Source organism: Rhodococcus spelaei, assembly GCF_006704125.1.
Taxonomy (GTDB): Bacteria; Actinomycetota; Actinomycetes; order Mycobacteriales; family Mycobacteriaceae; genus Rhodococcus_G; species Rhodococcus_G spelaei.
Genome location: NZ_VIGH01000005.1, coordinates 228,934 through 241,861, shown reverse-complemented (window position 1 = coordinate 241,861; position 12,928 = coordinate 228,934). Strand labels below are relative to the sequence as shown.

The window sequence follows — 12,928 nt, the reverse complement described above, 5'->3', positions numbered from 1 at the left end:
ACAACTCCTTGATGCCCGATCCCGGGCCGTCGTTCGCACCCGGCGACTGCCGGGCGGGTTACATCCTTTTTGATCACCCGGCGCTGCGTCAACAGCGCTGGATCGTGGAGAGGAAGCCGTCCACCTCCGCTACGAACACGGCGTTGTCGTCGCCGGCGACCATGTGTCCTGCTGCCGCGACGTTCACCGCGGTGGCCTGCGGGACCAGCTCGAGCAGTTCCTCGACGCCCTCCGCGCTGACGATGTCCGACCTGCCGCCGTGCACCAGAAGCGTCGGCACCCGCACCGCCCTCGCCGCGGCGACCATCCGGGCGTGATTGCCCACGGGTGTCTCCCCGTCGATTCGGGGCCCCGTGAACACCGGATCCCAATGCCAGTACAGGCGCCCGTCCGCGCGCTCGCGCACATTGCGACGCAGACCCTCGACGTTCCTGGGGCGCTCGCGGTGCGGCTGGTACGCGGCCACCGCGTCGGCGACCTCCTCGAGGTCGGCGAACCCGTCCGGGTTGCCGCGCATGAAGTCCGCGATCCTCTTGACGCCCTCGGGTTCCACCTTCGGGGTGATGTCCACCAGCACCAGTCCCCGTGTCAGCCCGGGGTGCTCACCCTCTCCGATCAGCGCGGTCATCCCGCCGAGCGAGGCACCGAACACGACGGGCCGGGAACCGAGTTGCTCGACCACCGCGCGCAGGTCGGCGACCAGTTCGCCGATCCGGTAGTCACCGTCGTGCGCCCAGGCGCTGTCGCCGTGTCCGCGGGTGTCGAGCGTGTAGACGGTACGGCCGCCGCGGACGAGGTCCGCCGCCGCGCGGCTCCACGAGTGCCGGGTCTGTCCGCCGCCGTGCAGCATCAGTACGACGTCGGAGGTGTCCTCCTCGTCGACCGGGGTCCAACGGTCGGCGGCCAGGGTCCCCGCCCCGCCGCGGAATTCGATTGTCGTGCGCTGCGCAGTCACCCCCACACCATAGGAACCCGGGCACGGACCCGACCGCCCGGTCTACTCCAGGGGGAGCGTCTCTCCCGCCGACAACTCGTCGGAGCGGGAGGTGTCCTTCAGGTCCACCCCGGACCGTCCGAGTGTGCGGGCGCCCGTGAGCAGCCCGGACACCACCCGCGCGGCCTGCTCGTACCCGAGCCCCTCGGGCGGGTGGATGTTGGAGATGCAGTTGCGGTCGGCGTCGGTGCGGCCCGGTCGCGGCAGGTGAGTGAGGTAGATGCCGAGGCTGTCCGCCACCGACAGGCCCGGACGTTCCCCGATCAGGACCACCACCGTCTGCACGCCCATCGCCTCGGCGATGTGATCGCCGAGCGCCACCCGCGCCTCCGTCGCGATCACCGGCGGCGCCAGCGTGTACCGATCGGTGAGCTCGTTCGTCAGCGCGGTCAGCAGGGCGACGCCGTGGTCCGACAACGCCCGCGGCGAAAGCCCGTCCGCCAGGACGAAACCCACCTCGGCCCCGCTACGGGGCACGCCCGTGAGGTCGGCGGGCAGCCGCCCGAGGTCCGGCCGACGCAGGTACTCGGCGCGACTGGAGGCCCGGCTCGTCACCCGCACCGGGCGCCCCAGCCCGGCCGCGTCGAGCTGTGTAGCGAGCAGGTCGACGTCCAGCGGCTGGTGCACCGCGTCGCGGGCCGCCGCGTGCGCGGACCGCAACTCGAGGACCTGCTCGGTCGGCAGCGCGTCCCCGGTCCGGCCGAGGCCGATGCGCGCCTGCGTGCTGCGCCTGAGTTCCACCCAGAAGTCCTGCGGTGTCTCGTGATTCGGGCCGACTGTCACGGCGCCCCCGTCAGCGCACGCAACGGCGAAACCGTCGGGTCGACAGGGAGCACACGCCCCTTCGCGTCGGCCATGCCCAGCCGCTGAAGCCAGGCCTCGAACTCGGGGGCGGGCCGCAGTCCGAGCACCTGCCGCACGTACAACGCGTCGTGGAAGCTCAGGCTCTGGTACCCGAGCATCACGTCGTCGGCGCCCGGCACCGCGATCACGAAGGCGGCCCCGGCCACACCGAGCAGCGTCAGCAGGGTGTCCATGTCGTCCTGGTCGGCCTCCGCATGGTTGGTGTAGCAGACGTCGACTCCCATCGGCAGGCCGAGCAGCTTGCCGCAGAAGTGATCCTCGAGCCCGGCCCGAATGATCTGCTTGCCGTCGTAGAGGTACTCGGGTCCGATGAAGCCGACCACCGTGTTCACCAACAGCGGCTGCAGGTCCCGTGCGACCGCGTACGCCCTCGCCTCGAGGGTCTGCTGGTCCACGGGCCTGCCGCCGGTCCCGAGGTGCGCGCCCGCGCTCAGCGCCGAACCCTGTCCCGTCTCGAGATACATCACGTTGTCGCCGACGGTGCCGCGGCGCAGCGCGCGACCCGCCGCATTCGCCTCGCGGAGCAACGAGATATTCACGCCGAAGCCGGCATTCGCACGTTCGGTGCCCGCGACGGACTGGAACACCAGATCGACCGGCGCGCCCGCGGCGATAAGGTCGATCGTGGTGGTCAGGTGCGAGAGCACGCAGGACTGGGTGGGAATCTCGAAGCGCTGCCGAACCTCGTCGAGCAGGTGCAGCAGGTCCGCGGTGGCATGCGGTGAGTCGGTGGCCGGGTTGATCCCGATCACCGCGTCGCCGCAGCCGAGCAGCAGCCCGTCGAGGGTGGCGGCGGCGATCCCCCTCGGGTCGTCGGTGGGGTGATTCGGCTGCAGTCGGGTGCTGATCCGACCCGGCACGCCGACGGTCGTCCGGAATGCCGCGGTGACGACGGCGGCGCGGGCCACCGCGATCAGGTCCTGATTGCGCATGATCTTGCTGACGGCCGCGACCATCTCCGGAGTCAGCCCCGGCGAGAGCTCCCGCAGGACCACTGCCGCGTCCTCGCCCGCCGCCACCTCGAGCAACCAGTCCCGCAGCCCGCCGACCGTCAGGTGCGAGATCTTCTGGTAGGCAACACGATCGTGCGAATCCATGATCAGCCGGGTGACCTCGTCGTCCTCGTACGGGACCAACAGATCCCGCAGGAACGCATCGAGTGGGACGTCGGCGAGAGCCCACTGCGCGGCGGCCCGCTCGGCGTCCGAGGTTGCCGCGCAACCGGCCAACTCGTCCCCGCTGCGCAGCGGGGTGGCCTTCGCCATCAGGTCGACGAGGCCGTCGAAGGCAAAGCTCTGGCCGCCGATCTGCTGGCCGTAGCGCGTCATGTCAGGACTCTCGCCTGCCGGTGGGCACCGGGCAGGCTTCCGCCGCCTCCGCCACGACCTGCGGCTCGATCGGCGGAGTCGGCCGCTCACCCCGCTCCCACTCCTCGCCGGTGACGAGCTTCTCGGCGGCCAGTGCCTCGATCTCGGCCGGATCGAAGGCCCGCGCGCGGCTCAGGAAACGCATACCCTCCGGCGCCTCGAGGCTGAACCCGGAGCCGCGGCCGGGGACCACGTCGAGCACCAACTGGGTGTGCTTCCACACCGCGAACTGCGGTCCCGAGATCCACACGGGCACCGCGTCGGCACCGTCGGGCAAGTCGGTGGGCAACTCCCCCACGCCCAGCCGAAGGTCGAGCAGACCGACCAGGACGTCGCGGTCGCCGACGATGAATTCGCCTGCGGGATAACACATCGGCGCGGAGCCGTCGCAGCAGCCGCCGGACTGGTGCATCATCAGCGAGCCGTGCGTCGCGCGCAGTCTGCGAAGAAGGTCGACCGCCCCGGCCACCGCGACGATCCGGGCCGGCGCGGTCACCGGAAGTCCAGGACCATGCGACCGTCGACCGTGCCCGCCCGCAACTCGTCGAAGATGTCGTTGATGTCATCGAGCTTCCGCGAGTGCACGGTCGGCACAATGCGGCCGCGGTCGTAGAAGTCGAGCGCCTCCTCGACAGTCAGGGGTTTACCGAACTCGTGGACAACCGCGGCCTTCATCGTGCCGGACATGACGACCTCCGAATCTCGAAACAGAGTGGCAGGGTTCGGAACTGAGGTGTGCGGCGCCCGCCGAGGAGGGGGTTCGGCGGGCGCCGCACCTGTCTCCTGACCGAGGGATCAGGAGAAGCCGGGGATCAGAAGAAGCCCTGAGCCTTCGGCGCGTAACTGACCAGCAGGTTCTTCGTCTGCTGGTAGTGGTCGAGCATCATGTGGTGGTTCTCCCTGCCGATGCCCGACTGCTTGTAGCCGCCGAACGCCGCGTGCGCCGGGTACTGGTGGTAGGTGTTCGTCCACACCCGGCCCGCCTGGATGTCGCGGCCGGCCCGGTAGGCGACGCCGCCGTCGCGGGACCACACGCCCGCACCGAGACCGTAGAGGGTGTCGTTGGCGATCTCGATCGCCTCGGCGTAGTCCTTGAACGAGGTCACCGACACCACCGGGCCGAAGATCTCCTCCTGGAAGATCCGCATCTTGTTGTTGCCGGTGAACACCGTCGGCTGAATGTAGAAGCCCCCGGACAGGTCGCCGCCGAGGTCGGCGCGCTCGCCGCCGGTGATCAACTGGGCGCCCTCGGCCTTGCCGATCTCGATGTAGGACAGGATCTTCTCGAACTGGTCGTTGCTGGCCTGCGCGCCGATCATGGTGTCGGTGTCGAGCGGGTCGCCCTGTCGCACGGCCTTGGTGCGGATGGCGGCCATCGCCAGGAACTCGTCGAAGATGTCGGCCTGGATGAGCGATCGCGACGGGCAGGTGCAGACCTCACCCTGGTTCAGTGCGAACATCGTGAAGCCCTCGAGCGCCTTGTCCTGATAGTCGTCGTTGGCGGCGAGGACGTCCGAGAAGAAGATGTTCGGGCTCTTGCCACCGAGTTCGAGCGTCACCGGAATCAGGTTCTGCGAGGCGTACTGCATGATCAGCCGGCCGGTGGTGGTCTCGCCGGTGAAGGCGATCTTCTTGATCCGCGGGCTCGAGGCGAGCGGCTTGCCCGCCTCCGTGCCGAACCCGTTGACGATGTTGACCACACCCACCGGCAGCAGGTCGCCGATCAGACCGAACAGGTAGAGGATCGAGGCCGGGGTCTGCTCCGCGGGCTTGAGTACCACCGCGTTGCCTGCGGCCAGCGCCGGCGCCAGCTTCCACACGGCCATCAGGATCGGGAAGTTCCACGGGATGATCTGGCCGACCACACCGAGCGGCTCGTGGAAGTGGTACGCGACGGTGTCGGAGTTGATCTCCGACAGCGAACCCTCCTGCGCCCGAATGGCTCCCGCAAAGTAGCGGAAGTGGTCGATCGCGAGCGGGATGTCGGCGTTGAGGGTCTCGCGGATCGGCTTGCCGTTGTCCCAGGACTCGGCGAGCGCAATGGACTCGAGATTCTCCTCGATCCGGTCGGCGATCTTGTTGAGGATCACCGCGCGCTCCGCGACGGGGGTCTTGCCCCAACTCGGCGCGGCGGCGTGCGCGGCATCGAGAGCCAGTTCGATGTCCTCCGCGGTGCTGCGCGGGATCTCGCAGAACACCTGGCCGGTGACCGGGGTCGGGTTCTCGAAGTACTGCCCCTTGACCGGTGCGATCCACTGGCCACCGATGTAGTTGCCGTAGCGCGGCTGGAAGGACATGAGTGCCTCGGGCGTACCCGGGCGGGCGTAGACGGTCATCGACGACTCCTTGCCTGTGTTGTCACTGCTGTGATCCGGAACACTACGAGCCCGACGGTTGCAACTACGTTGCGTTCACTCCCGTCATCGGGTCAGCTGACCGTCGAGCATGTCGATTCCCGCCCTGACCTGCCCATACATCGGCGACTGCGGGTCGAGTGAGGAGAGATACGCGGTCCAGGACGCGGTGTCGTGACGGCCCTCCACGGTGGCCGTCCACCGCGCCAGCAACGTCCGGTCGCCCGCGCGTAGCAGCGCCGCCTGCATCCGGCCGCGCAGCTGGGACCGGATGTCCTCGATCCCGGGCGCCACCGACCCCGGTAGCACGGGACCGCGGTAGGCGGTGAGCGCCCCGGCCGCGTCACCCTGCTCGAGCGCCCGACGGACCTCCTCGACATCGGAGCTCAGATCGGTGAGCAGTCGGTAGGGCCGGGATCCGAGCCCCTGCGCACCGAACACCTTACGTAGGCGGGACATCTCGGCCCGGATCGTGACCGAGTCCAGCTCGGACTCGTCGAGCAGGACGGCCAGCTGACCCGAGCTCAGACCCTCGGGGTGGTCGGCCAGCAGCAGCAGGATCTCGGCGTGCCTGCGCGAGAGGGGAATCCGATCGCCACCGGCCACCACCGTCGGCCGCTGCGAGCCCAGCACCGCCAGTCGGGGCGGGGCGTCCCCGAGCAGTCGGGGCGAATTGAGCAGGTGCAACCGCAACTCGGACTCGGCGGCCGCGACGGTGGCGCGAACCAGTGCGAGCACCTCCGGCACTGCGACCCGCGGGCCGCCGGTGATGTCGATCGCTCCGAGGATCTGTCCGCTCATCGGGTCGTGCACAGGCGCCGCCGAACAACTCCAGTCGTGCACTGTGCGGCTGAAGTGCTCGGCCCCGAAGATCTGCACGCAGTGGTCGACCGCGAGAGCGGTCCCCGGCGCATTGGTTCCGACGCGGTCCTCGCTCCAGTCCGCGCCCTCGACGAAGTTCATCGCCAGCGCGCGATCCTTCGCGCTCGAGTCGCCCTCGACCCACAGCAGCCTGCCCGCCGCGTCGCTGATCGCGACGAGCAGCCCGGTGTCCGCGGCATCCTCGACGAGCAGCTTGCGCACCACCGGACGGATCAGGGCCATCGGGTGCGAGTCGCGATACCGCTCCAACTCGCGCACGTCCATGTCGCCGGTCTCGTCGATGCCGTCCGGGTCGACGCCCCGGTTGCGACTGCGCAGCCACGAGTCGAACACCACGGGACGCACCGGGGACGCGGACGCGTTCCGCCTGTCGACAGGAGAGAACCGCTCGCCGTCGACGAACGAGCGGTGCGCGGTCGAGACCGTGCGGGCGAGGGCGGCGATGTCCTCATCTGGTCGGACGGCCACCCAGGGGTTGCCGTTCGGAGCTCTGGTCAATCGATTCCCTCCGTGGCGTCCACACCACTGTAACGCGCGTCACAGCGCCTGCGGGGGAAGGTCCGCTGGTCAGGCGTCCAAGAAGGCGGCCACCCGCTCCGCGATCATGACGGCGGTGGCATGGGGACCGCGCGAGGTCAGCACGGGCATCACCGAGGTGTCCGCGACCGACAGCCCCTCGACCCCGATCACCCGGCAGCGGTCGTCGACCACCGCGGTCGGGTCATCGTCGGCGCCCATCCGGCAACTGCCCGACAGATGCATCGAGGTTCCCAGGTTGTCGAGCATCCCGGCCACCGCAGCGCCCGTCGGCACCGGCTCCACGAGCCGAGCGAACGGGGACGAGGAGAGCAGATCCTGCGCCAGTTCGAGTCCCGACCGCATCGCCGCCTGGTCCGCGGCAGACCGCAGGTAGTGGTACCGCACGAGCGGCGGATCCGCCGGGTCCGCGGACCGCAACACCACCTCACCCCGGCTCTCCGGACGCATCAGCGCGACCCCGATCCGCGCGACCGAGTCCCCCACCCCGGGGATGATGTCTCCGAAAGACGCCGTGTACGGACGCAATTCGATGCCGTCGGCCTCCAGCACCACCTCGAGGATCGCCCGGCCCCGGGCATGCGGCGACGGCACCGCCCGCCGATAACCGACGGTGACCTCAGGGTGGTCCTCGAACCCCTGCCCGACTCCGGGCCGGTCCACCAGCACCGACAGTCCGAGACGTGAAAGCTGCTGCGCCGGACCAATTCCCGAATGCATGAGCAGCTGCGGGGTACCCACTGCGCCGGCGCAGAGCACCACCGTCCGTGCCCGCAGAACGCGCCTCTCCCCGGCGAGGTCGACTTCCACCCCGACCGCCCGGCCGGCCTCGAACACCACCCGCCGCGCCACCGCGCCGGTCCGCACCCGCAGGTTCGCGCGGTCGGCGGCGGGGCCGAGGTACGCCGCGGCCGTGCTCACCCGCGTCCCCCGGTGCGCATTGAGCGGCACCGGCCCGGCACCCGTCGCATCGGGCTCGTTGAGATCGGCCCGGTACCCGAAACCCGCCGAGGCGGCGGCGTCGAGGAAGGCCGCGCTGATCGAGTGCAGCGCCGCGTCCGTCGTGCGGGCGATCGGCATGGGCCCGCCGTCGCCGTGCCAGCGCCGGTCTCCGAACGGGTCCGTCTCGAGCTTCCGGAAGTACGGCAGCACCGCGGCGTACGACCAGGTCGCGGGCCAGCGTTCGAAGTCCGCTGCCGTGCCTCGAACGAAGTAGCCACCGTTGACGGCGCCGGACCCGCCCACTGTCCGTCCCCGTGCAATGACAACGTCGCGACCCGGTTGCAGCTCGCCGGGGTAGCGCCACACCAACGGGCTGCCGGGACCCACCGGCAGCGTCCCGATCGGCCCGGTTCGAGCGCCGTCGGATCCGGCCTCCACGAGAACGACTGTGCGGTCGGGATTCTCGCTCAGTCGGGCCGCGACCACACACCCTCCGGAACCGGCGCCGACCACGACCACGTCGGCCACCGGTTCCGCGGCCGGCACGCCGTCAGCCGTTCAGCCGAGGGGCCAACGCCGCGCTGCTGCGTTCGGCGATCGCACCGCGCCACAGGCCGGCGCCGTAGGCCACGTCGTCGAGCCGTTTGAACACCACGTGCCGGACCGGTCCGAGACCGCCGGGTTCGCGGTGTGTCCACCAGTCGGCCACTCCCTCGGCCACCGCCACGGCGATCACCGCGCGGCGCACCCGCGGGGAGAGCACGGCCGCGACCACCGTCACCGGCCAGTAGTGTCGACACAGCGCGGACGCGAGCTGCCAGGCCCCACCCGCGAGACCCTGGACTGCCAGCACCATCGCGATGCGGGTCGGCTTGTCCAGTTCACCGAATGTGCGGCGCAGCCGGATCACGGTGACGACCTGGGTCACCAGCGCCCCCACCAGGCCGATCCGGGTGCAGGTCGCCGCGAGCAGCCATGCGACCAGAGTCCAGGCGGACATCGCAACGGGCGGCACCAGACCGACATGCCGGGAGGCCAGCGGCGCCGCACCGGTGCCGTAGAACATCTTGCGGCCGAACCAGGTACGGAACGAGACACGATGGTCGTGGGCGACGTGCGCGATCGGCTCGTAGCGCAGCCGCCAGCCGGCGGCATGCAGCCGCCAGCACAGGTCCACGTCCTCGGCCACGTGCATGGCATCGTCGAATCCGCCGCACTCCTCGAGCGCACGCCGGCGCACCAGCATCGCCGCACTGGGCACGTAGGACACCGCGCTGCCCGCGCGCACCGGACCTTCCTTGCGGCCGAGGTCCAGCGATGACCGTGCGTTCTCGTACCGGGCGATCGCCCCACCCTCCGGCGTGAGGGCGATGATCCGCGGCGCCACCATGGCGACGGCGGGATCACTGAAGTGACCGAGCATGGCCTCGAGCCAGCCGATCCGAGGCACCACGTCCGAGTCGAGGAACGCCACGAACTCCGTTTCCGCGGAGGCAAATCCGGTGTTGCGTGCGGCGGCAGGACCCCGCGAGGTCTCGTGTCGCAGCACCCGGACACTGCCTCGACCGTCGGTGACCGATGGCGGAGTGACGGGGTGATCCGACCCGTCGTCCACCACGATGACCGTCAGTCCCCGTAGCGCCGGGAGCAGTCGATTGAGTCCGGCGGTGTTGTTCCGGACGGGAATCACGACGGTGACGTCCTGGTTCGGCGGCGAGCTCATCGGCCGAGGGTTCGCCACACCGGAGTCCAGCAGGTGCCGGGCAACGGCCGCCGACTGCGGGTCCACCACCTTGAGGTAGCCGTCGCCGATCATCGCCGCGGCGGTCGGTGCGAGCTTGAGCATCCGGGTCGGCGATCCACCGATGAGCACGCGGCCATCGGAGAATGTGCGCACCTTCGGATCGATTCTCACCCCGAAACCGTCGGGCAGTCGAGCTTGGCGCATCAGGTGATCGTATTCGGATCTGCTCTCACCGCAACATCCCGCGGCCGTCCGGTTGCCAGCGCGCGAGCGCAGCCGAACTTCGGGCCACCATCTGCTCGAACATCCGTGCGCCTGCGGTCGCGTCCGCGGCCGTGGGATCGCCGAGTACGCCGTTTGCACTGACGGCAGCGACGCCGCTCTCGCGCATCGCGGGCAGGATCTCCGCGACCGGCCTCAGGTCCCCCGGCTCCGCCCGGTCGAGGCGTACGACCACCGGTGAAATATGCAGCAGCAGTGACGTTTCCGTGCAACCGGCGTGGGCGTCCGCGCCGGGAACCGCGCAGGGCAGCCAGGCTGCGTCCCGACCCTCGTAGCGCAGCAGTGCGACTGCCTCGGCGAGCGCGGGGGCGTTGCCGCCGTGTCCGTTGACGAACAACACGCGCGGGGACCAGCGACACGCCGACCGCCCGTACTCGACGACCACCGACTGCAGAGCCGAACTGCCGATCGACACAGTCCCCGCGAACCCCTCGTGCTCACCGCTGGCCCCGTAGGCGATGGCCGGAGCCAGGGTCAGTCCGGGCAGCGCCGCGGCAACGGCGACGGCGATCCGGGTGTCGGTGTCGAGCGGCAGGTGCGGACCGTGCTGTTCGAGCGAACCCACCGGGACCGCCAGCGCCGGGACGGTATCGGCAATCTCCGGCCAGGTGGCGTCGGCGAGGGGTTCGGGCATGCCTGAAATGCTAGGCCCCCTCTTCGCGCGACCGCGCCAACGCCGCCTCGAGCGCTGCCATCACGGACTGCCAGTGCGTGCGCTGGGCTGATCGCTCGGCCGAACTGGCAAGGCGTTCCTGATGGAACCGCACCGTCGTGCCCGTCGGCGTCGCCCGCATCGCCACCTGAACGGTGCTGTCGTGCGTCCAGGCAGGCGGGCGCCAGGTCAACCGGATCCGGTCGTGGTCGCGGCGGCTTCGCACTTCACCGCGGGTGCCGTCGCCCGCGGTCCACGAGGCCCCCGCACGGTCCGGCAGCCGCGTGCCCTCCCCCAGCCACACTGCCGGGTCGCCGGAGACCACCTGCCAGACCTCCTCGACCTGGTACGGCAGCGTCTTGGACACACCGATCTCCCAGCCCACGTCCCTACTCAGGCCCGCCTCACGCACTCCGGCCATCGCCCTTCTCCGTCCGTCGTCTCGTTCGCGCCTTGTCTCGGTTTCCGCAGCGCGCCATCGCGCACCACCGTCGGGTGCCCGGCCGCGACGTGTCGACGAACGGCAGCGGGCAGTCCGGCGCGGCGCATCGGCGGACCCGCTCACGCAACGGTCCGCCCGCCAGCGCGATGGCATCGCGGGCCAACGTGGAGAGGATCTGGGACGCCGCGATCGGCGTCGCGAAGGTCAGTGCGCCGCCGTCGAGTCGGGGGGCCAGGTCGGGCCGGCTCGCGTACACGTTCAGGGCGGCTGCGTCGGCCCGGGCGATCCGCTCGCCGTCGGCAAGTCGATTGATACTGCGCCACAACACTTCCCGCAGCTCGATTGCGGCGGCGAATTCTACGTCCGTGACCGCGATCTCGGACGGTGGGGTCGCGCCGTGCACGAGCCGCGAGGCGCCGGCCCACGCCGCCAGGTCGGCGGGCTCGTGCAGAGACTCCCACCGGGCGCGGTCACCGAGGCCGCCGGTGTAGACGAAGTCGACGCAAGCCGCGCCGGTGACCACCGTGAACGCGACACCCTCCCGCGACCTCAGTGGAACCGCCCAGGTCGACGCATCTGTCATTTAACCACTTTAACCGGTTACCACACTGCTTGCTACCCTTCGGCCCAACCGAGGAGGCCCGGATGACCCTCGACCGAATGCCGCTCACGGGGTTCGGCGTCGTCAACTTCGAACTGATGCTGCTGCGCCGGATGAACGACCACCAGCCCTCGCTCGTCACCGCCGCCATGAAGACCCTCGGCAAGAGCGGGACCGACCTTCGTGCCGCGCATGCCCAGTGGCAGCGCGGTCTGCGCGGGCACTTCCCCGGCGGGGCCACCCGGTACCGACTCGCGCTCGGGCACCCCGCGGTCGTGACGACACGCCGAGTGAAGCTCGTCGGCGAGCTGACTGTCGAGGCCTGGCCCATGCCGCTATGGCCGGGCCTGCAGTTCCAGGTCACCTCGGGACCCGGCGGCGCAGTCGTCGACGAGCGACTCACCAGGCTCGCCGACTCCCCCGCACCCGCGGTCGACACTCCCGAGGATCTGCGCCCGTGGATCGTCACCGTCGACGACCTCGAAATCTCCTGCGCCCCAGTCCGGTACCGAATGGCGACCGGTTCGGTCGCCAGCCACACCACAGCCGAGTTCACCACGCCCGACGGCACGCCGTGCCAGGCCCGGTTCACCTGGGGACTCCTGCAGACCGTCGAGCGTGGGTGACGGGCACCGTCATTCGGTCTGACCAAGCGAAGGGACCCGTCACCCGGGGCTCGATCGGGAAGAATGCGGGCATGGCCGAGGACCGGGACCCCGACACGACGACGATCATGTTCATCCGCCATGCCGAACGGCCCGAGGGCGACGGCCCTCCGTTCGGCATGGACGAGGACGGCTCCCGCTGCGACGAGTCGCTCACCACGATCGGCTGGCAGCGGGCCCGCGCACTGGTCGGCCTGTTCGCACCCGAGTCCGGCAATCCCACTGCCGGTCTGGTGCGTCCGGTCGCGCTGTTCGCCTCCACCCCCAGCAAGAAGAACGGCAGCAAGCGTTCGGTGCAGACCGTCACCCCACTCGCCCACGCACTCGGCGTCACCGTCGACACCGACTTCGGCAGGTCCGACGTCAAGGCGCTCGCCAAGACCCTGCGACGCACGCCCGGCCCGGTGCTGGTCGCCTGGCAGCGCGAATACTTGCCGGAGATCGTCGGCACCCTCGGCGCCCCGGACACCGACGTGCCCGGCACCTGGCCGGAGGACCGCTACGACGTGGTCTGGGTGCTCACTCGGTCCGACTCGAACGCGTGGACCCTGCGCCAGACTCCGCAGAACCTGCTGCCCGGAGACTTGCCGACCGGGATCTGA

At 70.2% G+C, this 12,928-nt stretch carries 14 protein-coding genes; 2 read left to right on the top strand and 12 right to left on the bottom strand.

Annotated elements, in window-relative coordinates; all coding sequences use genetic code 11:
* Positions 1-88 precede the first annotated feature (88 nt).
* From FK531_RS13280 to FK531_RS13225, 12 genes are all read right to left on the bottom strand, one after another.
* Positions 89-955 carry an alpha/beta fold hydrolase gene (locus tag FK531_RS13280; protein ID WP_246098134.1) on the bottom strand — a complete coding sequence of 289 codons (867 nt, stop codon included), beginning with the start codon at positions 953-955 and terminating at the stop codon, positions 89-91.
* 42 nt (positions 956-997) lie between these two features.
* Positions 998-1,777 (bottom strand): ethanolamine ammonia-lyase subunit EutC, encoded by a 780-nt coding sequence (eutC, locus tag FK531_RS13275; RefSeq protein WP_142100036.1) that lies wholly within the window; start codon positions 1,775-1,777, stop codon positions 998-1,000.
* On the bottom strand, positions 1,774-3,186 hold the full coding sequence (locus tag FK531_RS13270; RefSeq protein ID WP_142100034.1) for an ethanolamine ammonia-lyase subunit EutB: 1,413 nt from the start codon (positions 3,184-3,186) through the stop codon (positions 1,774-1,776). The genes eutC and FK531_RS13270 overlap by 4 nt, the downstream gene beginning before the upstream one ends.
* A gap of 1 nt (position 3,187) precedes the next feature.
* Positions 3,188-3,721 (bottom strand): DUF779 domain-containing protein, encoded by a 534-nt coding sequence (locus tag FK531_RS13265; protein ID WP_142100032.1) that lies wholly within the window; start codon positions 3,719-3,721, stop codon positions 3,188-3,190.
* A complete protein-coding gene (locus tag FK531_RS13260) occupies positions 3,718-3,912 on the bottom strand; it encodes a hypothetical protein (protein ID WP_142100030.1) in 195 nt (64 codons plus the stop codon). The genes FK531_RS13265 and FK531_RS13260 overlap by 4 nt, the downstream gene beginning before the upstream one ends.
* A gap of 125 nt (positions 3,913-4,037) precedes the next feature.
* A complete protein-coding gene (gene adh / locus FK531_RS13255; protein ID WP_142100028.1) occupies positions 4,038-5,561 on the bottom strand; it encodes an aldehyde dehydrogenase in 1,524 nt (507 codons plus the stop codon).
* Between the two features lie 84 nt (positions 5,562-5,645).
* Positions 5,646-6,959 carry a sigma-54-dependent transcriptional regulator family protein gene (locus FK531_RS13250; protein ID WP_142100026.1) on the bottom strand — a complete coding sequence of 438 codons (1,314 nt, stop codon included), beginning with the start codon at positions 6,957-6,959 and terminating at the stop codon, positions 5,646-5,648.
* Between the two features lie 69 nt (positions 6,960-7,028).
* Positions 7,029-8,486 (bottom strand): mycofactocin dehydrogenase MftG, encoded by a 1,458-nt coding sequence (gene mftG, locus FK531_RS13245; RefSeq protein WP_142100024.1) that lies wholly within the window; start codon positions 8,484-8,486, stop codon positions 7,029-7,031.
* A gap of 4 nt (positions 8,487-8,490) precedes the next feature.
* Complete coding sequence (gene mftF, locus FK531_RS13240) at positions 8,491-9,888, bottom strand: mycofactocin biosynthesis glycosyltransferase MftF (RefSeq protein ID WP_142100022.1); 1,398 nt, start codon at positions 9,886-9,888, stop codon at positions 8,491-8,493.
* A 25-nt stretch (positions 9,889-9,913) separates the two neighbouring features.
* Positions 9,914-10,600, bottom strand: a complete 687-nt coding sequence (gene mftE, locus FK531_RS13235) for a mycofactocin biosynthesis peptidyl-dipeptidase MftE (protein ID WP_142100019.1) — start codon at positions 10,598-10,600, stop codon at positions 9,914-9,916.
* A 10-nt stretch (positions 10,601-10,610) separates the two neighbouring features.
* On the bottom strand, positions 10,611-11,039 hold the full coding sequence (locus FK531_RS13230; RefSeq protein WP_142100017.1) for an SRPBCC domain-containing protein: 429 nt from the start codon (positions 11,037-11,039) through the stop codon (positions 10,611-10,613).
* On the bottom strand, positions 11,023-11,643 hold the full coding sequence (locus tag FK531_RS13225) for a CGNR zinc finger domain-containing protein (protein WP_142100015.1): 621 nt from the start codon (positions 11,641-11,643) through the stop codon (positions 11,023-11,025). Before FK531_RS13225 ends, FK531_RS13230 begins: the two co-directional genes overlap by 17 nt.
* Positions 11,644-11,705: 62 nt before the next feature.
* Here FK531_RS13225 and FK531_RS13220 point away from each other — a divergent pair, with 62 nt between their 5' ends.
* The gene (locus FK531_RS13220) at positions 11,706-12,287 is read left to right on the top strand and encodes a hypothetical protein (protein ID WP_142100013.1); all 582 of its coding nucleotides are present in this window, start codon (positions 11,706-11,708) and stop codon (positions 12,285-12,287) included.
* 71 nt (positions 12,288-12,358) lie between these two features.
* Entirely contained in the window at positions 12,359-12,928 is a 570-nt protein-coding gene (locus tag FK531_RS13215; RefSeq protein ID WP_142100011.1) for a histidine phosphatase family protein, read from the top strand.